Origin of the sequence: Yersinia sp. 22-579 (assembly GCF_030433455.1) — a bacterium.
Taxonomy (GTDB): Bacteria; Pseudomonadota; Gammaproteobacteria; order Enterobacterales; family Enterobacteriaceae; genus Yersinia; species Yersinia enterocolitica.
Genome location: NZ_JAUJTZ010000005.1, coordinates 1 through 20,519 on the forward strand (window position 1 = coordinate 1; position 20,519 = coordinate 20,519).

Here is a 20,519-nt window from a genome sequence, read left to right on the forward strand (position 1 = left end):
GGTGCGTCCGAATGGACTCGAACCATCGACCCCCACCATGTCAAGGTGGTGCTCTAACCAACTGAGCTACGGACGCACATCATACTCTTGGCATTCTAATAACTTGGCATTCTAATAATAAGATTGGTGCGTCCGAATGGACTCGAACCATCGACCCCCACCATGTCAAGGTGGTGCTCTAACCAACTGAGCTACGGACGCAATACCTAACTCTTATTACTCGCCATCAATGCTGACAGCGGGGACGAATATTAACGAGCCGCCCGTCCGCTGGCAAGGGGAAAAACATAATATTCACCGCAAACTCACGTAATTGCTGCGCTTTTACTCATTGCGCTGTTTTTTTCTCCAGCTTTTCTTATTTGGCAGGGCATTAATTACTGAGATGAGCGTCAGCAATTAATGCCTATAATGACAAGCGCTTAGTGCGCCGCTTTTTGCAGAATAAAAGCAGGTGGCTGCTTTTGTAACCAACGGATGCGCAGCGCCATCAAGATAGCCGCTGAGGTCAGGCCGATAACGAAGCCTATCCAGAAACCACTTGGCCCCATCGCTGGCACAATATAATCGGTCAGCCCCAACACATAACCCGTCGGTAACCCCAACAACCAATACGCGGTGAAGGTAATAAAGAAGATCGAGCGAGTATCTTTATAACCGCGTAAGACGCCGCTGCCGATCACCTGAATTGCATCAGATAATTGGTAAAGTGCTGCCAATAACATCAAGTGGGAGGCCATTACCACGACTTCAGGTGTCTTGTTATAGAGCAGCGCAATATGTTCGCGGAACACCACCGTAAATATCGCGGTGACACACGCCAGCATCAGGCCTACAGCAATACTGGTATACGCGGCCACTCTGGCGTTTTCAACAGATCCTTGCCCCAGGCGAAAGCCGACACGAATGGTCGCGGCGACACTCAATGACATCGGTAACATAAACATTAATGAACTAAAGTTGAGGGCAATCTGGTGCCCGGCCACCGCAACGATACCCAGCGGAGAAACCAGTAGTGCGACCACCGCAAACAAGGTCACTTCGAAAAACAGCGCCAGCGCCACTGGCAGCCCAAGGCCCCCGAGGCGCTTCATTACTTGCCAGTCCGGTGCAGCAAATCCTTTTTCCAGTTTGATATCTTGCTGTGAGCGGGCACGCGTGACATACCAACGCATCATTAAGAACATCACCCAATAAACCGTTCCGGTTGCCACCCCACAACCGACACCGCCTAATGCCGGAGCACCAAATTTACCGTAGATGAAAATATAGTTAATGGGAATATTAACCAGTAAACCAATAAAACCAATCACCATGCCGGGTTTGGTTTTGGATAGCCCTTCACACTGATTGCGTAGCACCTGAAAGAAGAGGTAACCCGGCGCGCCCCACATAATGGCGTGCAGGAAACCAACGGCCTTATCTGCCAGCACCGGATCAATGTTGTGCATCTGCTTAATCACGTGGTCGCTATTATAGATGACCACCATAATTAATACCGAGACACAGGATGCCAGCCAGAATCCCTGTCTGACCTGATGAGCAATTTGGTTGCGCCGCCCGGAACCATTAAGTTGGGCTACCGTCGGCGTCAACGCCAACAATAATCCGTGACCAAATAAGATAGCCGGTAACCAGATTGAGGTCCCCACCGCCACCGCAGCCATATCGGTTGCACTGACAGAACCGGCCATAATAGTGTCAACCACACCCATGGCGGTTTGGGACAATTGCGCGATAACAACAGGAATAGCGAGAGCCAACAAGCTACGCGCTTCGACGATATACTTCTGCACGTATGCACCTTTATCTACCCATCGTTCTTCACGATGCATGGGTATAACCTAGTTATAATTTCAGTAGCGATAATTTATCTTTTTGTAGCCGATAAATAAAATAGCGGGAAAACATAATACTCTTGGAACACGAAGAGTATAAAAGATTGTACCTCCCCGTCGAGCTTAAGCAATCCTTGTCATTCAGTTTCAATGAAATAACGCGAATACAGATTTTTAGTCTAAGTGGTTTGGTTTTCCTTATCTTCTGAGGCAAAATCAAGGCAATTAAACTTTTTTCTACAGATAAGAGGCATGGCGTATGTTCACCGGTATTGTTCAAGGCACCGCGCCAGTGGTTGCCATTGACGAGAAATCCAACTTCCGCACCCATGTAGTCGAAATGCCAACTGAAATGTTACCTGAATTAGCATTAGGTGCTTCAGTGGCCCACAATGGCTGCTGTTTGACAGTGACAGAAGTTAATGGAAATCGAGTCAGTTTTGATTTAATGAAGGAAACGCTGCGTATTACCAATTTGGGTGATATTAAAGTCGGCGATGTGGTTAATCTGGAGCGGGCCGCTAAATTCAGTGATGAAATTGGCGGGCATCTTATGTCCGGTCATATTATTTGTACCGCTGAAATAGCCAAAATATATACCTCAGAAAATAACCGTCAGATCTGGTTTCGACTGCCCAGCGACGATTTAATGAAATATGTATTACACAAAGGCTTTATCGGTATTGATGGCATCAGTCTGACCATTGGCGAGGTAGTGGGTAACCGTTTTTGCGTTCATTTGATTCCGGAAACACTGGCGCGAACCACATTAGGTAAAAAGCGACTGGGGCATCGGGTGAATATTGAAATAGACCCACAAACACAGGCTGTAGTGGATACCGTTGAGCGGGTATTAGCGCAACGCGAAATTGCTCAGGTAGCAGCAGCGGCTGAAAAAGTCGCTCGCCCATAGCATGATAAAAGGCAGGGCTGATATGCTCCTGCCTTTTTAAAAAAGAATCATGTTAGATATTAACGAGCAACCCGAATACCGCCTTCTACCCCGTTGGGGCTGAATAATACCTGCCACAATTGAATATCTCTGGCGCGGAATGCACCGGCACAGGCATTCAGATAATAGCTAAACATCCGCTCAAATCGAGGCGAGTAATTCTCAGCTAATTTTGGCCACGCTGCTTGGAAACGTTCATACCAGGCCATTAATGTTCGGTCGTAATCTGCCCCGAAATTATGCCAATCTTCCATGATGAAATAAGGTTCGCTGGCCTTGGCAATATGTTGTACCGACGGCAGACACCCATTGGGGAAAATATATTTATCAATCCACGGGTCAACACTCAGGTCGGTACGATTAGCGCCGATTGTATGCAGCAAGAATAATCCGTCAGGTTTTAAATTACGCTTAACTACCTCAAAGTAGGTGTTGTAATTTTTAGGGCCGACGTGTTCGAACATTCCCACCGAGACTATACGATCGAATTGTTCATCCAGGTCGCGATAATCTTGCAGCAAAATAGTGACATCCAAACCTTCGCAGCGTTTTTGTGCCAATTTCTGTTGTTCAGCTGAAATCGTTACACCTGAAACCGACACTCCAAAATGGCGCGCGGCGTAAGCGGCAAGCCCGCCCCAGCCACAACCAATATCGAGTAGTTTCATGCCAGGCGCTAATTGCAGCTTCTCACAGATCATCTGCAATTTATTTTCCTGCGCTTGCTCAAGGGTGGCCGCATCTTTCCAATAGGCGCAAGAATATTGCATGTTGGGGTCGAGCATTAGGCTAAACAGATCATTACCGAGATCGTAATGTTCTTTGCCGACAATCCAGGCTCGTTTCTTTGATTGCAAATTGATAATACGTGCGGCTGCGATGCGTAAAGTATCTTTGAAATGGTGTGGAAGTTGATGCTCCAGACCAGCCCTGAGAACGCGCTGGAAGAAAATATCCAGTCGATCGCATTCCCACCAGCCATCCATATAACTCTCACCTAATGCCAAAGATCCTTCTTGTAATACCCGCTTAAAGAAGTCTGGATTATTAACTCTAATATCGAAGGGACGTGAGCCATTGATTTCAATATCAGCGCGGCTCAGCATTTCTTGTACAATGCGAAACCACGGATTTTCTTGAATACTCTGGTCTTCTATACAGGATGAACTCATAGCTTCTCCATCACTTTCTTCTGACTTATGACCCGCGATAAAATCTATATGCGCAGATACATACCAATAAAGTTGGTGTCTGGTATCCATTACGGACAGAGGAAGATTAAGAAGAAACCCTAATTTAGGGCTACTCATCCATAAGAGTAAATGTGACGCAATCCACGCGTCCAGTAAGTGCTTAAGATAATGCTTTTTTTAAATGATATTCTAATTGGTTAAACCGAGTATAGGCTTGCCGGGAAGCTTTCTCAATACTAAATCTTTCCCGGCCTAAATTTCGCTTAGTGACTATTTTTACAAGGAATTATGACTCCACGCAATTATAGTCATTATTATCAGTATGGACTTTTTCTTTCCTCAACGCATAGCAATGAATGCCATATCCCAATGCGGCTAAAGCTACCGTTGACAGCATCACAGTGACGGTTGCCAGCAAAGGTTGGCTGATATAGGCCGACACCAGCATGCTGGCAACAAAACACAAGCCCAGTTGTAGTGTGTTTTGCAACGCTGCTGCTTTACCCGTACTGGCTGGAAAGGGCATTAATGCATTTGCTACGATAATAGGGTAGCAGGCACCATTCACAAGCGCCATTAAGCAGAATGGAATAAGTAAGGTCACCAGTGTGGGCGTCGTCAGCGTTGCTATCAGATAGAGTGCGATCATACTGATAGCATAACCCGCTAATAGCCACGGCAGCAGGGTGTTTCCCTTGATTCGGCTCAATGCACTACGACAACCAAACCCCCCCAGTAGAAAGGCTAATGTTTGTGGAACATAACTCAAACCAATAACATTCGGGCTATATCCCATATCGCCTAAAATAAAAGGTGAACCCGTTAGCCAGGCAAAAAAACCGGCACTGCATGCAGCAAACATCATCACGTTACCGCTGAATACCGGAGACTTCAGCAACTGCCAGAAACTAATAGCGTTTTTGTTTTTATCTACGTTATCCGATGCTGTTTCTTTCCGTTCCTTAAGCAAGGCGGTCGGAATCAGTAGCAGCAGGGTAATCACCAATAGCACGACAAAAATTGAGCGCCAGCTGAAATGGTTTAATAACCAGGCACCCAGTAATGGCGCGAGCGCAGGGGATAACGCCACTAAGGGCATAATGGTCGCAAATACTCGGTTGGCCTTGCCGTCGCGATAACGATCGACCACTAAAGCTTGCCAGCTCACCGCAGCGGAACAGACCCCCACCGCCTGAATAAAGCGCAAAACTAATAACTGCGCCGCAGTTTCAACCCATAAAACTCCCAGGCAGCCGATGGCAAATAAACCCAATCCAGCTAACAGCACCGGTTTGCGGCCTATTTTGTCCGAAACGGGTCCCCAGATAAGTTGGGCGATAGCGAAACCTGCGAGAAAGATACTGAGGCTGGCGCTGATGGAGCCGGCGGAAGTTTGGAGTTCTTGTTGCATGGCACCAAAGGCGGGCAAATACATGTCAGTGGCCAGATACCCCAACATGCTCAAACCGGCCAGATAGAACATGAAACTTGATGTCGTTTTCATTATTTATTTCTCATTATAGTTTTTGCAGGTAAAACTTTTGTTACCGAAAATTAATTGCGGGGGCATTCTAACGACGCGATATTCGGTTGTGAAACGGTAATATTTGCGCCATGCTATCAAAAAAATTGATATCAAATACTCCGTCTAAAGGAAGCGCAAAACCATGTGGTCAGAATACTCATTGGATGTGGTGGATGCTGTTGCGCGCACTGGGAGTTTTAGTGCTGCTGCGCAAGAATTGCACCGCGTGCCGTCTGCGATAAGCTATACCGTGCGTCAATTGGAGGAGTGGTTAGCTGTGCCGCTTTTTGCGCGACGCCATCGGGATGTGGAATTGACCGAAGCAGGCAAAGTTTTTATTAAAGAATCGCGTGATGTTATCAAAAAAATGAATGACACACGTCGTCAATGTCAACAAGTGGCGAATGGCTGGCGCGGGCAATTAAATATCGTGGTTGATAAAATCGTCAAACCTCAGCGAAGTCGCCGTTTAGTACTGGATTTTTATCGCCATTTTCCCGATATCGAATTGCGGGTGCGCTATGAAGTCTTTAACGGCGTTTGGGATGCGCTGGTAGATGGGCAAGCGGATATGGCCATTGGTGCGACTCGTGCCATCCCTGTTGGTGGGCGGTTTGTCTTCCGTGACATGGGTTTTCTGACCTGGCATTGCGTAGTGAGTATTAATCACCCTTTAGCGCAGCTAACCGGGCCACTTAACGACGATCAGTTGCGGCCTTATCCCTCCCTCTGTTTAGAGGATACGGCGCGAAATTTGCCGAAACGAGATACCTGGACGTTGGATAACCAACAGCGATTAGTGGCACCGGATTGGGCGACGGGCATAGACTGTCTGTGTGAGGGGTTATGTATTGGCATGGTGCCCGCTCATATGGTATCGCCCCTGATTGCACAAGGGAAACTGGCAGCCTTAACACTCGCGGAACCCTTACCTGCTAGCCCGTGTTGCTTGACGTGGGAGCAGAACAACCATTCCCCAGCCTTAGCCTGGATGTTGGAGTACTTGGGTGACAGTGTCACGTTAAATGATGAGTGGTTAAAAGATGATAATGGCACGGATGATGATATACGGCAGAATTAGCAGCCGGTAACAGGGCGCTACCGGCAGACTAAATGTTTAGGACGATAACTGTGCTTAGCGACGATAATCGCGGAATGGGCCATCAGCAACAGAACGACGTTCGACCAGTTTTGGATGTACTTCAATGGTTTGAGGGTCTTCGCGTTTACTGACAATTCTGTCGAGCAACATAGCAAAAGCCGTTTCACCCAATCGCTCTTTCGGCTGATGAATGGTGGTCAACGCCGGTGAGAAATAGCGAGCATTACGCACATTGTCATACCCGATCACCGAAATATCTTGTGGTACACGCAAACCTAATTCATCTGCGGCGCATATCGCGCCCATTGCCATAATATCGCCACCACAGAATACAGCAGTCGGACGATGCTTTTGTGTCAGAATTTGATGCATGGCTTTATAGCCGGATTCTGGCTCAAAATCACCTTGAACTACCCATTCTTCTCGCAGGGTGATGTTGGCCTCCTCTAATGCTTTTAGGAAGCCCTGATGGCGACCGCCACCGGTATTACGCGATAATTGGCCGGGGATAGCCCCGATATCGCGGTGACCACGCTCAATAAGATAACGGCCAGCTAAATAACCGCCTTCAAATGCATTATCAATAATCGAGTCGGTAAAATCGCCACGGGCAGTCCCCCAATCCATCACCACCATCGGAATATTGCGATAATCCTCTAACATTCCCAGTAACTGTTCCGGATATTCTGAACACATCACCAATAAGCCATCAACACGCTTTTGTGCCAGCATCGCCAAATAGGCTTTTTGTTTATCAAGATTATTATGAGAGTTACATAAAATCAGAGTGTAGCCTTTGCTATAACAGCTATTTTCAACCGCTTCGATCACTTCGGCAAAATAGGGGGCTTCACTGGATGTCGCCAACAAGCCAATTGATTTAGTGTGATTAACTTTTAAACTGCGCGCCACAGCACTCGGTGAATAATGCAGTTCTTTAATGGCCGCCCACACAGCGGCCTTGGTGTTTTCGGCGACGAAACGAGTTTTGTTGATAACGTGCGAAACGGTGGTAGTGGACACACCCGCGTGTTTGGCCACATCTTTAATCGTTGCCATAAAAAGAATGACTCCTAAGCTCACCTGTTACAGCAGGTAAGTATTATGTTAATCGTTTGCCTGCATGACTCGAACACCGCTCAGACAGAAACAAGATAGTAGGCTGGAGAGCTAAGTCAGATGGTCGTCTGAGAGTATTTATTAGACGTTATTAGTCGGCATACAGTTATGAACTGCGAATTTTGTCTGATCTGGAGGGAAAGTGGAAGAGGTAATCAATGTTATAAAGTGCGTAATGAGCACAAGATTTTTTTTCTTAACTGTGGGAAAATAATTTAACGCACTAACTATGTGCCTTTACCCTACTAAAATAAACCGGCTGAGGAGTTCTTATGGATACCAATCTGAAAATGTCGCTGATTACGACTGTTGGTGCACTGGCGATGATTATTGTCTTTAGCTTCGTGGCGGTCATGAATTAATTAAGCCGCATGCCGGTGTGAAGTGATAAGTAGGGCGGTTAACCCGCCCTTAATTATTTCTGTTGGTAATATGATTACACGGCGTCTTTTGCTTCTTGTCTTATCAGGCTAAGTTTTTCTCAACGAAAGACCAATTCACCAGCGCCCAGAAATTCTCCAGATATTTTGGTCGCGCATTACGATAATCAATATAGTAAGCGTGCTCCCACACATCTACAGTTAACAATGGCTTATCCGCGGTCGTCAGCGGTGTCGCCGCATTTGATGTGCTGACAATAGCTAACGTGCCATCCGCTTTTTTGACTAGCCAGGTCCAGCCCGCGCCAAAGTTTTTTACTGCCGCATCAGTAAATTGCGCTTTAAATTCAGCAAAAGATCCAAAGGATTGATTAATGGCATCGGCGACTTTTCCTGTCGGTTCGCCACCGCCATTAGGTGACAAACAGTGCCAGTAAAAGGTGTGGTTCCAAACTTGCGCTGCATTGTTAAAAATACCGCCACTGGAGGTTTTGACAATCTCCTCCAAGGATTTACCTGCAAACTCAGTATCCTTGATCAGGTTATTGAGGTTTACCACATAGGTGTTGTGGTGCTTGCCGTAATGGTATTCCAGCGTTTCAGCAGAAATGTGCGGTTCCAGTGCATTTTGTGCATAAGGTAATGCCGGTAATTCAAAAGACATAGCTCTCTCCTTTCGGGGTTGCTCAGGGTGTTTGCTCCTCAAATCCGAACGTTAGCTCACTAAGATGTGGTGAGGAGCGGTTAAAATCGTAATTGTTGTATTTTTATTGTGGGTATTAATCTTAACAACTTTTAACCGGAATGACAGGTATAACCATACCATTTGATGGGATATTGGCTGTTTGAAGTTTGATAGGTATGTTTGACAGGTGTGTTTGACAGATAATAAGCACCCGATAGGGCTACCGGGTGCGGTGCTTGGTTTAGCGGATAGTTTTCGGTGTCACAACACGACGAGCGCCGACATAATGATCTTGCCAGTAGTCGTTGTCTAGCATGCTGATACGAATTTCTTCACCGGTGCGTGGTGACTGAATAAATTTGCCGTTACCTAAATAAACGCCGACATGATCAGCAACACCGCGATTAGCAATATTGAAGAACACTAAATCACCACTTTCTAATTCAGCGCGCTTAACCGGTGCCGCATCACGCAAATGATACATTTCATTAGCAGTGCGTGGCATTTTTATTCTGATGACATCTTTATAGGCGTAGTAAATAAGCCCGCTGCAATCAAAACCTGTATTAGGGGAGGTGCCACCCCAGCGATAAGGTTTCCCCACTTGCTTCATCAGTTTGCTCATTGCTGTCTGCTTAGCATGCTGATAGCGTTTTTTATGCGCAGGGCTGAGTTTTATTTTACTGTTTGCTACTAATTCGGTCGCGGCTTTACCTTGGGTTTTATTGCGATGACGGCCGTAAGCCACTTTTTCGGTTTTTTTAACTGTCGCTTTTTTATTGCTAGCAGTTTTAATATTTGTTTTTTTGCTACTAGTGACTTTTGGGCTGGTAGGTTTGCTGACTTCCTGTGCCTTTTTCTTAATGGTTTTGCTGGCGGTAGCTGCCGTTTTCTTTTTATCGTTGTTGGTCGCTATTTTATTTGTCACATTTTTACTATTGGTTTTGTTGTTATCAATTTTGGCTTTTTTAGTATTTTTATCAGCTTTACGCTTTTTACGGTCATCAGGACTGGCCTGACTGACTTGGCCTTTCTTTTGCTCAGCCGAGACGTGAGCCTGCGGCGACGCATGTGCGAGGTTTAGAAATAGCTGGGTAAACAGCAGCACAAACAGCGTAAGTATTAAACGCATAATAACGCTACCAACCTTGGCCCTGAAATGAATATGAAGAGTCACAGTATTGCCGAAACTCCGGATATAAAAAAGCGGAGAGCTACAGGATTTTAGTCGATATTGTGAGAAAACGTTAATGGCGTCGCAATTGTCGTTTTTTCACACGGCTAATGAACTTAAATCAACCATACGTCAACAAGTTAGTCGACCTGAATTTCTGCTATCCCTCAGTGAAGATAATAATGAAGAGAAGGGATCAAAAATGTTATTCTAAATGCACATATTTGTAGCTGATAATATAACCCACAACTAACCGAGTAAAACCCCTGCAAAAGATGGCGTTTTATTCCAGTGGTGACAGTCGCTACAATAGGCTGGACGCAATAATAAAATAGCCCTAATGGATAGGTTCTAAGTATTGTAGCCACTAAATGGCTTGAGGAAGCAAGAAATGACGACGATTGATAAAATTCAGCGCCAGATAGCAGAAAACCCAATCCTGCTTTACATGAAGGGCTCACCAAAGCTGCCAAACTGCGGTTTCTCTGCTCAGGCTGTACAGGCGCTATCTGCTTGTGGCGAACGCTTTGCTTACGTTGATATTCTGCAGAATCCGGATATCCGTGCTGAGCTGCCAAAATACGCTAACTGGCCAACTTTCCCACAACTGTGGGTTGACGGCGAATTGGTGGGCGGTTGCGACATCCTGATGGAAATGTATCAGCGTGGCGAACTGCAACAACTGTTGAAAGAGACAGCTGATAAATACCGTACTGAAGAAGAAAAGCCCGCAGCAGAGTAATGAGCTGCCAGCTTAGGTAATAAACCAAAAGGTGGCTCTCAGGCCACCTTTTTTAATGGTTAATTTGCTATTTTTTCTTGAGTTAGGCTACTCAGATTCGCCCGCTGGTACCGGCCAGCCACCCAATTTCTTCCAACGATTCACCAACTCACAGAATAGTTTCGCTGTTTGCATTGTATCGTACAAAGCAGAGTGAGCCTGGCTGCTATCAAACGGAATACCTGCCGTCAGGCAAGCTTTTGCCAATACGGTTTGCCCCAGAACCAGCCCACTAAGTGCTGCGGTGTCGAAAGTGGCAAATGGGTGGAACGGGTTACGCTTCAAGCTGGCGCGTTCTGCCGCGGCCATCACAAAGCTGTGATCAAAATGCGCATTATGCGCGACGATAATGGCGCGGTTACAGCCTTGTTCTTTCAAGCCTTTGCGCACAGCTTTGAAAATAGCATGTAATGCATCATGTTCACTCACTGCGCCACGTAATGGATTGGTGGGGTCTATTCCATTAAATGCCAGCGCTTCGGGTTCCAGATTGGCACCTTCGAACGGATCTACATGAAAATGTAGCGTTTCATCAGGCAGCAGCCAACCGTCCTTGTTCATTTGCAAGGTGACGGCAGCAATCTCTAATAATGCGTCAGTTTGAGCATTAAAACCGGCGGTTTCTACATCAATTACTACGGGATAATACCCACGAAAACGGCCACTCAGGGCGTTAAGGTCACTTTTATCTGCCATCAGTTTCTTATCTTCATCGAATTCAGCACGCATTATGTCAAATTTTGGCGTGGGATGCAGGGGGATATCGTGATGAGAAAAAAGGCACCGCGCAGGTGCCTTCTTGCTACTCAGTTTCCGAGGCCGTGTCCGGCACTTTTATTCTCGATGAGCTCTATTTTGTAACCGTCTGGATCTTCGACAAAAGCAATAACAGTATTACCGCCCTTGACCGGGCCTGCTTCACGGGTCACTTTGCCACCAGCATTGCGAATTTGGTCGCAGGTGGCAGCAACATCATCCACCCCCAAAGCCAAATGACCGAACGCCGTTCCCATCTCGTAGCTGTCTACGCCCCAGTTATAGGTCAACTCGATCACTGAGCCTTCGCTTTCATCGCTATAGCCGACGAATGCCAGTGAGTATTTATATTCGGTATTTTCACTGGTACGCAGCAAACGCATCCCTAATACCTTGGTGTAGAAATCGATGGAACGTTGCAGGTCACCGACGCGGATCATGGTATGGAGTAGGCGCATAATACCCTCTGTTGATATGTTGCCTGAATTATGGGCAAGAGTGAATGAATCCAAGTTTAAGTATAGCCTTGGTAATTAAATCAGTTCAATGGGTTACAGAAAATGAATAGACTGCAAATGATAACGGTCAGGCATATTGCCTGACCGTGAGCAGAGAAATTGATTTACAACTAAGCAGGGTTTACAGCTTTGGATAGTCGGTATAGCCCTTAGCGCCACCGCCGTAGAAGGTTTCACCGTCAGGCTCATTCAGTGGTGCATTTTGCTGCAAACGCTCAACCAGATCTGGGTTGGAAATATAGCTGCGACCAAAGGCAACGGCATCAATAAATCCTTTCTCAATCAGGCTTTCGGCTTTTTCTGCGGTATAGGCACCTGCGCCGATAATCACCCCTTTGAAGCGGGCACGCACAGCATCGCGGAATGCATCTGAATAAGGCTTACCGCCAGCCCAGTCTGGCTCGGAAATGTGCAGATAAGCGATATGGCGTTTGTTTAATTCTTCAATCAGATACAGCGCCGCTTCTTCCTGATCTTCACCATTATCCAAACCATTGAACGGGCCTAAAGGTGAAATACGGATACCAATACGCTCAGCACCCCATTCAGCCGCGGTGGCATCAACCACTTCTAAGGTCAGGCGAGTTCGGTTTTCAATGCTGCCACCGTATTGGTCAGTACGCTGGTTTGATGCCGGAGACATAAATTGATGTAATAAATAGCCGTGGGCCGCATGCAATTCAATATAATCAAACCCAGCCTCACGGGCATTGGCTGTTGCCTGGCGGAAATCATTAATGATGCCAGGGATCTCTTCTGTTTCCAGTGCGCGCGGCGTAGAGCAGGGAACACGAACCCAGGCACCGGTTTCATCACGAACGGTGGTGCGGGTATCTGCGGCAATGGCAGATGGCGCAACAGGTGCTTGTTGGCCTGGCTGTAAACTGTTGTGTGAGATACGGCCAACATGCCACAGTTGCACGGCAATATGTCCACCTTCATCATGCACAGCTTGCGTGATTTTTTTCCAGGCGTTTAACTGCTCCTGAGTGTGCAACCCCGGAGCGCCAGCGTAGCCTTTCGCCTGGAAAGAAATCTGAGTCGCTTCAGTGATAATCAAACCTGCACTGGCGCGTTGACGATAATATTCAGCCATTAATGGAGTAGGAATATCACCTGGCTCAATACTGCGTAAACGCGTCAGTGGAGCCATAAATACACGGTTTGGCAAAGTGAGCGCGCCAACCTTCAAAGGGGAGAACAGTTTAGCAGTCTTCATGGTGCGTCCTATATTAATAGACCAGTCGTCTAGTGACTGGGTAAACCCTGAAAATAAAAAAACATAACATTCAGGATCATTGGATTATTGAGCGGGTTGTAAAATCAGTTCGATACTTTCTAGCGCACAGGTCAGCGGCGCAACTGATCGTTTCACCTTCGCTCGCAACGAAGCGCCTAGCCACAAGGCATAGAGCGTTTCTGCGGTTGCCGCAGGGGAAAGCGTAATACGCAAAGAGCCTTCTTCAACGCCGGCTTCGATGGCATCTTGCAAACGACCAATGACGCGAGCAGTGCCGATATCTAACGCATGACGCATAGGTTCGGATAAATCACTCACTTCAGCTGATAGTTTAACCGCCAGACAAGCATTGTGGCATTCACTGCCACAATAGTTAGCAATCGCTTGAGCAAAATAGTGCAGCAGATGGTGGCGCTTATCACCTTGCGAGCCGGTTAACAGGGTTGCCATCTGTGCATCATAGCGATCAAAATAGCGCTGTAGCATCGCCTCACCAAATACTTCCTTCGAGCGGAAATAGTGATAAAACGAACCCTTAGGGATACCCGCAGTTGTGAGTAACTGGCTGAGACCCATGCCATTAAAACCGAGGCGTAGGCTGAGGCTCTCACCAGTTGCTAACAGGTGCTCACGGGTGTCTACATGTGCGTGCTGTGTTTTATTCATGCTCGAAAGATTAATAGACCGATCGGTCTAGGTCAAGAAAAAAATGCCAGCGGAGGGTACGCTGGCATCAATATAGATATCTATTGGCTATTTATTTATGACTACTTTTATCGGTTTGCCTTAACTTCGACATTTTTGTAGCAAATCCATTCCAGATTGATATTCAGTAGTTTGAACATTCATCATCCCTAAAATGGTGTGGAAGAGATTATCTTGTGAAATCTCATCATGTTGCGCGCTATCGGACAAACACTGGCGATCAATGCCATAGTTTTTGGTGTATTCAGGCGACAACCACATCAAAAAAGGAATATGTGTCTGCTGGCTGGGGGCAAACATATAGGGCGTGCCATGTAAATACATGCCATTTTCACCTAACGATTCTCCGTGGTCAGAGAGGTAAACCAGTGCGGTGTTAAATCTATCATTATGTTGTTGCAGTAATTTGATGGTGTTATCGAGCATCGCATCAGTATAAAGAATGGAATTGTCATAGGTGTTGACCAGTTCCTGCGGCGTACAATCCTGAATTTGGTTGCTATCACAGGTAGGAGCAAACTGACGTACCTCTGGTGTGGATCGGCGGTAGTAAGCCGGGCCGTGGCTGCCCATCTGATGTAACACAATAACACCATCGCCTTGTAGCCCATTGATATAATTATCTAACTTGTAGAGCAATGCATTATCCATGCAAACACCATTCTCACAATCAGTGGTTAATTGCAGTTGTGTGACGTCCTGATGAGGAATGCGATCGCAGGCACCTTTACAGCCACCATCATTTTCGCGCCACAACACATTCAACCCGGCATGGGCAAGAATATCCATCAAGCCTTCCTGATGGCTGGCAAGTGTTGCATCATAATTTTTACGCGGCATATTTGAGAACATACAAGGCACGGATACCGCCGTTTCAGTGCCGCAGGATGATGCATTCTTGAAATAGGTCACATCCTGTTTTTTCAGTCGTGGATTGGTTTCCCGCTCATAACCACCTAATGAGAAATTCTCTGCGCGAGCGGTTTCGCCCACCACTAATATCACCAGTGTTTTCTTTGGTTGTCCGCTGATTAAGGGGCCTTTATGGGCATCTTCCCCGATTGTCACTAATGACATATTACTGGCGAAATATTTATGTTTGGCGAATTGAAAACTACCACTAACAAAATTGGACGGTGTTAGCATTTTAACAATGCTTTTATTATTCCGGATAAGCGAAGCGTAATCTTTATAAAATAATGCCGCGATCAGCAGAATAATAACGACTGACGCCAGAATATTGGCGGCTCTTAGCCCCAGCATATACCACCAAGGGCGCGTCGCTCGGATACGCACGAAACAGATAATAATGGCGGGGATAATACCTAATATCAGCAACCATAAAGCCATGCGCGGCGTGAAAAGGGCGGTTGCTTCCTGCGCGTTGGTCTCAAACGCATTTTGCATCATATTGGCGTCGATAACGGCACCATAGCTGAACATAAAATAGTTGGCCGCTGCGCTCCCCAGCAGAAACAAAATAATGATTGGCTTACGCAGTACAGGTACGGCTAAAAGACTAAAAATAATATTAAGGGCGCAGAAAATCACCAGCGGAATAGTTGCTGCAAAGAAATAACTATCACTGCTGTCAAAGTGAATTAACGACCAGGCTTTATAAATAAACAGCGCATTCTGGAAGAGAGTAAAAAACAGTGCGGTGACTAAAATAAACACCAATCCGTTACACTGTAACTTGTATCGAACATTCATTGTAAACATCAGACCCTAGTATTAACCAATTAACGAAATGCTACTGAATAAAACTTAAGATAACCTTAGCGGTTAGGGCATAGTGTGTAGCGTAATTAGCAATAGGGACTTGCCAGTCGCGCTGAAGCAGGCTTCAATTAAAGTCTGCCTCTTGTACTTGGGGCCGCAGGGGTGTTAGCTGTATTCACTTACCCGAATCACTTACTTGAGTAAGCTCATCGGGGTTCATTCATTTGCTGCCTTCCTGCAACCTCAAGTTCTTCAGGTATGTCAGCAGCAGGAGAGGCGATTTGGCTCAGCAACTTGAGTTTTTTGACATCCCCAGCCCATGCCGTGGTATCTGTCAAACAGATGACCGTGGCTTTTGCCGTGGGTGTATGCGTAGCCGGGATGAGCGCTTTAATTGGATGAAAATGAGTGATCCGCAAAAGCGGGATGTCCTGCGGCTGTGTCGCCAGCGCTTGTTACGCTTGCAGCGCGCCAACAAACAACTGGATGACCCACTACCAGAACAACCTTCATTATTCTGATTCGCCATTGTTTTACCTTAGTGTTTAGCGATTATGGCGATTTCACTGCTCAGCCCCAATTCATTACTCAGGGAGGATTTAACCTTTCTGCCGGTTGTGTATGCTTAAGAGAGATAAACAAATGAGGTAGCAAATAATGGATACACGTAGCCAACTGGCTCCGCTTGGGCCTGAGTTTTCTCGCATGATTTGCGGCTATTGGCGGCTGATGGAATGGGAGATGACACCACAACAGTTGTTGGCCTTTATTGAGCAACATATTGAGTTGGGCATCACTACAGCTGATCACGCTGATATTTATGGCGGCTATCAATGCGAACAGGCATTTGGCCAGGCATTGCGCCTTAAGCCTTCCTTACGTAGCCAACTGGAATTAGTCAGTAAATGTGGTATTGCCACCACGGCCAAGCCAGAGCATGCGTTGGGGCATTATATTACTGATCGTTCCCATATCATTGAAAGTGCAGAGCAATCCTTAACGCATCTGCATACAGATTATCTTGATTTATTGCTAATTCATCGCCCAGACCCATTGATGGATGCAGATGAAGTTGCTGAAGCATTCACTCAATTACATAAAAGCGGCAAGGTGAGACATTTTGGTGTTTCAAACTTTTCGCCTGCGCAATTTAGTTTGTTGCAGTCACGCTTGCCATTCTCGTTGGTCACTAACCAGGTTGAGATTTCACCGTTGCACCAACCCGCCATTGTGGATGGGACGCTGGATGCTTGCCAGCAGTTGCGTATTAAGCCAATGGCATGGTCTTGTTTAGGGGGCGGGCGTTTGTTTAGCGATCCTGAATTCCAAACATTACGTAATGAGTTACAGACAATAGCTGATGAGATTGGTGCTGAAAGTATCGAGCAAGTGGTGTATGCCTGGGTTCTGCGTTTGCCATCTGCACCCTTACCGATTATGGGTTCCGGCAAGATAGAGCGCGTTAAAACTGCCTGGGCATCTCTCTCCCTAACCCTGACTCGCCAGCAGTGGTTCCGTATTCGTCGTGCTGCACTGGGCTATGACGTGCCTTAATTTTATCCTTTGCGCCAGCGAGCCTCAGGCTGGCGCAACCTTGCTTTCTTCGCCCGGTACCGCCATTTGCAATTGTGTTAGCGAACAATACAGCCGCCAGATAAGCCCGGCCAGTTCTCGGCCTGTATCATCCGGATATTGTCCTAAAATAGCACTCATACGCTGCAATTCTTGCAACGTGGCTTGTAGTGAACTTGGCTGAATACCTTTCTCGGTCATACAACCTTTCAGGCAATGAATACACACGTCCCGCACGGCAGACAAAGGTGCAGAAGTGGTTTGCCAATCGCGTAACTGCCAGACCACATGGCTGCAATTGAGCAGCACTATCCCCCACCGCAGTAGCCACAAGCGCGCGGGTTGATCTTTGCTAAGATTGAGTTGATTGATGCGGTGATATATCAGTGATTCAAATTGATTCTGGCTTTGTTGCGGGTGTGCGCTGAGTTGATCGATAAAGTCACGCCGTAGCATGCGAACAATGCGCCGACTCTTGCGTTTATCTGAGCTGGGTCGCAGTATCTGAAATGCCACACCTGCCAACATCACGCCAACTAATTTACCAATATTATCATTTAGGAACTCTTGATAATCATAGCTCGGGGGATTGGTCACGCTCAGAAATGAACCCATAAAAACAATCAATTGCCCCCATAGGGAAGCATAAGCCGGATGCTGAAGCTTCATCATTTGCATGGTGATTAAAATGGGGAACAACACCACGGCAAATTGCCAAAAATCATCAATTTGTACCATCACGCCAAATTTCAGAATAAAACAGCCAATCGAAAGCAAGATAATGGCTTTCACTAGCGTGGCAATGCTGTCAGTTGGCGAAGGGGTGGCAGAGTAAAGCACGCAACTGACCGCCGCCAATGACAGAGCAGCAGCGCCGGAACTCCACTGCGTATTTATCCAGAAGGCACAACCGATAACAATGCACACAAAGGTTCTCAGGCCGTTATAGGCGGCCTCATAGGTGTCGGTGTGGCGAGCCAGGGAGGTCACGGCAGGGGGCAACAACATGCCACTTTCCGGTTCCTTATCCAGTTGGGCCAGCCAGCGATTAACTTGTAAATATAACCAACAGAAATGTCGCAAGCGCAACCAGAAGGCCCGATGGCGATAATCAAACTCATCATGGGGAGCAATTCGTTGCAGGATCCTGGCTATCTGATACTTATCACAGTCAGGTTGCTGTAAGGCGGTTAGCAATTGATTGAGAACGGCGGGCAGATTCTCCGGTGGCGATGGCCAGTTAACCAACATACGACGCAGACTGGTAATTACGCTGGTGATGCGTAACTGGCGATGCAAAATGAAATTCAATACATTATTGTGTCGCCGTAAACGGTAATGGCTCCAAAATGCCTGAATACGCAGCAGATTCATCGTAAGAATCTGGCCAATCAGCCCCTCATGGGAGGTGCGAATCTGCTGTGTTTGCTCGGTTTGCCACAATAATTCTGCATGTTCTAACAACCGTGATTGCATACGGCGCAGGGATGTCAGCAGTGCTTCGCCGTCCGAAGTGCTGGGGAGCAGCATCATCATCAGACCACCGCAAAGAATGCCGGTAATAACCTCACAAACCCGGGCTTGGGCAATATCAAAGATTTGTTGTGTATCAGTAGTATTGACAGTAGAAAAAGCAATGATCGCGGTGGTATAGCCAGCCAAAGCGAAAGCATAAGAAACGTTATTTTGATAGTGATTGGAGACAAAAGTACACAGGCCAATCCAGGCAGCAATGACAAAGGTGAACAACCAAGGGTCATTTAGACAATGACCGGCAATCATCAATGATGCGGCGGCACCGATAAGACTGCCGATAACCCGGCCAATACTTTTGCTGATAACACCGCCAACCGTTGGGAAACTGACTACCGCCGCAGAGGTCATCGCCCAATAGGGCTCATCCAAATTCAGTGCAAATGCAATCCAGAGGGATAAACACATTGCCAGCGAATTGCGTAATGCATAACGCCACTGACCCGCATTGGCTTTGCCCCAGGGAGTTTGCTGCCACGAGGGGAAAGAGAGGCGCATTTTTAATCTGCCAGCGAAATGGTGCAGGTGGTGCCAGCGATCAAGGTGACATCGGGCGGAACATCCAGCAATTTAATCCTGACCGGTACCCGCTGTGCCAAGCGAACCCAAGGGACATTAGGTTTCACATCAATCAACAAACTCCCGCTGCTATCGACGCTTTGATCATAAATGGCTCTCCCAATACTTTCGACCACACCGCGTAAAGGAATATTGCCATTATACAAAACAATCTTGGCTTCATTACCTTCTCTAATGTGTCTGAGCTTGGTTTCTTCGAAATACCCCATTACATAAAATGAGTCGGTATCGATAAGTGCAACTAATGGAGTGCCGACGGTTGCATAGTCGCCAACACGGGTTTGCAAGTTGGTGATATAGCCATTGGCGGGGGCATAAACCCGCGTTTTACTCAGATTCCATTTCGCCTGTTCGAGGTTTGCCTGCGCGCCTTGATACGCGGCCTTCATGCTGTCAGCTGTTAGGTTGGCAATGTCGAGATCTTCGCCTGAAATGATGTTTTTAGGTAAATTCCGCCGACGTTCGGCTTCATGATTGGCTTTGGCCAGTTCTGCCTGCGCCCGTACTACGGCCGCTTGGGCATTATCCAGCGCTAATTGATAGGGCTGTGGGTCAATGACAAATAATAAGCTTCCGGTGCTTACCAACTGGTTATCATGAACTAATATTTTAACCAATCGGCCAGAGACTTCTGGTGTGATACTGACTAATTCTGCCCGGACTTTGCCATCACGAGTCCATGGGGATTGCATATAATAATTCCACATCCACCAACCGGCACAAAGTGCGAAGGCGAATACGATGACAGAAGAGAAATATTTAAGAGACTGATGATTCATATCAATTTACCAACCGGCTAATATCCATAAAGAAACGCTGACCGCAATGACAAAAATGGACAGATCCATTAATATTGGATGCCAGATATCACCAGAGTAGATCCAATTCCGCAGCATATGATGGATCAGTAGCCATAACACTAAACCTAGCATAACCGCCTTAAAAATTGGCGGGAAATAGATAGAGGCACCTAAAACCAAGTCTGATAGGGGTGCACTTGTGGATAATATAGATACATACATAAGGTTAATCCTTAAGAGGTAATTTTAGTAAATACATAATTTTTGCTAAAGGATTCCCCGTATTTATTGCTATTGTCCTAGCATCGACGGTATATATACATTTGTGTTTTTAATGTTAATTAC

General features: G+C 46.6%; 20 protein-coding genes and 2 tRNA genes. 6 read left to right on the forward strand and 16 right to left on the reverse strand.

Annotation, left to right across the window (positions count from 1 at the left end; all coding sequences use genetic code 11):
* Positions 1-2 precede the first annotated feature (2 nt).
* The 3 genes from QSV56_RS07260 to QSV56_RS07270 all read right to left on the reverse strand — a co-directional run bounded on the left by QSV56_RS07260 (position 3) and on the right by QSV56_RS07270 (position 1,796).
* Positions 3-76, reverse strand: a tRNA-Val gene (locus QSV56_RS07260).
* 48 nt (positions 77-124) lie between these two features.
* Positions 125-201, reverse strand: a tRNA-Val gene (locus QSV56_RS07265).
* Positions 202-422: 221 nt separating this feature from the next.
* Positions 423-1,796, reverse strand: coding sequence for an MATE family efflux transporter (locus QSV56_RS07270; protein ID WP_026017826.1), 1,374 nt, complete (start codon positions 1,794-1,796; stop codon positions 423-425).
* A gap of 301 nt (positions 1,797-2,097) precedes the next feature.
* Here QSV56_RS07270 and QSV56_RS07275 point away from each other — a divergent pair, with 301 nt between their 5' ends.
* A complete protein-coding gene (locus tag QSV56_RS07275) occupies positions 2,098-2,751 on the forward strand; it encodes a riboflavin synthase (protein WP_019083054.1) in 654 nt (217 codons plus the stop codon).
* A gap of 59 nt (positions 2,752-2,810) precedes the next feature.
* On the opposite strand, the gene cfa is transcribed toward QSV56_RS07275, so the two are convergent.
* Both cfa and punC read right to left on the reverse strand, forming a co-directional pair.
* A complete protein-coding gene (cfa, locus tag QSV56_RS07280; RefSeq protein WP_019079322.1) occupies positions 2,811-3,962 on the reverse strand; it encodes a cyclopropane fatty acyl phospholipid synthase in 1,152 nt (383 codons plus the stop codon).
* 307 nt (positions 3,963-4,269) lie between these two features.
* A complete protein-coding gene (punC, locus tag QSV56_RS07285) occupies positions 4,270-5,487 on the reverse strand; it encodes a purine nucleoside transporter PunC (protein ID WP_046695032.1) in 1,218 nt (405 codons plus the stop codon).
* 163 nt (positions 5,488-5,650) lie between these two features.
* Here punC and punR point away from each other — a divergent pair, with 163 nt between their 5' ends.
* Positions 5,651-6,589 carry a DNA-binding transcriptional activator PunR gene (gene punR / locus QSV56_RS07290; RefSeq protein WP_046050967.1) on the forward strand — a complete coding sequence of 313 codons (939 nt, stop codon included), beginning with the start codon at positions 5,651-5,653 and terminating at the stop codon, positions 6,587-6,589.
* Positions 6,590-6,643: 54 nt separating this feature from the next.
* On the opposite strand, the gene purR is transcribed toward punR, so the two are convergent.
* Positions 6,644-7,669, reverse strand: a complete 1,026-nt coding sequence (gene purR / locus QSV56_RS07295; RefSeq protein ID WP_005165644.1) for an HTH-type transcriptional repressor PurR — start codon at positions 7,667-7,669, stop codon at positions 6,644-6,646.
* A gap of 332 nt (positions 7,670-8,001) precedes the next feature.
* Here purR and QSV56_RS07300 point away from each other — a divergent pair, with 332 nt between their 5' ends.
* A complete protein-coding gene (locus QSV56_RS07300; RefSeq protein WP_019079325.1) occupies positions 8,002-8,091 on the forward strand; it encodes a YnhF family membrane protein in 90 nt (29 codons plus the stop codon).
* Between the two features lie 103 nt (positions 8,092-8,194).
* Here the strand turns inward: QSV56_RS07300 and sodB are convergent, their stop codons facing one another.
* Together sodB and QSV56_RS07310 are read right to left on the reverse strand one after the other, a co-directional pair.
* Positions 8,195-8,773: a superoxide dismutase [Fe] gene (gene sodB, locus QSV56_RS07305; RefSeq protein ID WP_046050966.1), complete on the reverse strand. Its 579-nt coding sequence runs from the start codon at positions 8,771-8,773 to the stop codon at positions 8,195-8,197.
* Positions 8,774-9,035: 262 nt separating this feature from the next.
* The gene (locus tag QSV56_RS07310; protein ID WP_019079326.1) at positions 9,036-9,926 is read right to left on the reverse strand and encodes a C40 family peptidase; all 891 of its coding nucleotides are present in this window, start codon (positions 9,924-9,926) and stop codon (positions 9,036-9,038) included.
* A gap of 433 nt (positions 9,927-10,359) precedes the next feature.
* Between QSV56_RS07310 and QSV56_RS07315 the strand changes: the two genes are divergently transcribed.
* Positions 10,360-10,710, forward strand: a complete 351-nt coding sequence (locus QSV56_RS07315) for a Grx4 family monothiol glutaredoxin (protein ID WP_004390185.1) — start codon at positions 10,360-10,362, stop codon at positions 10,708-10,710.
* Positions 10,711-10,797: 87 nt separating this feature from the next.
* Here QSV56_RS07315 and rnt read toward each other — a convergent pair whose 3' ends face one another.
* From rnt to eptA, 5 genes are all read right to left on the reverse strand, one after another.
* A complete protein-coding gene (gene rnt, locus QSV56_RS07320) occupies positions 10,798-11,445 on the reverse strand; it encodes a ribonuclease T (protein WP_005169454.1) in 648 nt (215 codons plus the stop codon).
* A 110-nt stretch (positions 11,446-11,555) separates the two neighbouring features.
* Entirely contained in the window at positions 11,556-11,963 is a 408-nt protein-coding gene (gene gloA / locus QSV56_RS07325) for a lactoylglutathione lyase (protein WP_005165939.1), read from the reverse strand.
* 181 nt (positions 11,964-12,144) lie between these two features.
* Entirely contained in the window at positions 12,145-13,242 is a 1,098-nt protein-coding gene (locus tag QSV56_RS07330) for an alkene reductase (RefSeq protein WP_242365147.1), read from the reverse strand.
* Positions 13,243-13,326: 84 nt separating this feature from the next.
* Entirely contained in the window at positions 13,327-13,929 is a 603-nt protein-coding gene (locus QSV56_RS07335; protein ID WP_019083059.1) for a TetR/AcrR family transcriptional regulator, read from the reverse strand.
* A gap of 120 nt (positions 13,930-14,049) precedes the next feature.
* Positions 14,050-15,681 (reverse strand): phosphoethanolamine transferase EptA, encoded by a 1,632-nt coding sequence (gene eptA, locus QSV56_RS07340; protein WP_019079329.1) that lies wholly within the window; start codon positions 15,679-15,681, stop codon positions 14,050-14,052.
* A 290-nt stretch (positions 15,682-15,971) separates the two neighbouring features.
* Between eptA and QSV56_RS07345 the strand changes: the two genes are divergently transcribed.
* Both QSV56_RS07345 and QSV56_RS07350 read left to right on the forward strand, forming a co-directional pair.
* A complete protein-coding gene (locus tag QSV56_RS07345) occupies positions 15,972-16,211 on the forward strand; it encodes a DUF1289 domain-containing protein (RefSeq protein ID WP_005165934.1) in 240 nt (79 codons plus the stop codon).
* A 136-nt stretch (positions 16,212-16,347) separates the two neighbouring features.
* Positions 16,348-17,244 carry an aldo/keto reductase family oxidoreductase gene (locus QSV56_RS07350; RefSeq protein WP_046695029.1) on the forward strand — a complete coding sequence of 299 codons (897 nt, stop codon included), beginning with the start codon at positions 16,348-16,350 and terminating at the stop codon, positions 17,242-17,244.
* Between the two features lie 24 nt (positions 17,245-17,268).
* Here the strand turns inward: QSV56_RS07350 and QSV56_RS07355 are convergent, their stop codons facing one another.
* The 3 genes from QSV56_RS07355 to QSV56_RS07365 are packed head-to-tail and all read right to left on the reverse strand — an operon-like array spanning position 17,269 to position 20,396.
* The gene (locus tag QSV56_RS07355; RefSeq protein WP_301211721.1) at positions 17,269-19,293 is read right to left on the reverse strand and encodes an FUSC family protein; all 2,025 of its coding nucleotides are present in this window, start codon (positions 19,291-19,293) and stop codon (positions 17,269-17,271) included.
* A gap of 2 nt (positions 19,294-19,295) precedes the next feature.
* Entirely contained in the window at positions 19,296-20,153 is an 858-nt protein-coding gene (locus tag QSV56_RS07360) for an HlyD family secretion protein (protein WP_019083062.1), read from the reverse strand.
* Between the two features lie 6 nt (positions 20,154-20,159).
* Positions 20,160-20,396 (reverse strand): DUF1656 domain-containing protein, encoded by a 237-nt coding sequence (locus QSV56_RS07365; protein ID WP_005169476.1) that lies wholly within the window; start codon positions 20,394-20,396, stop codon positions 20,160-20,162.
* Between the last annotated feature and the right edge of the window lie 123 nt (positions 20,397-20,519).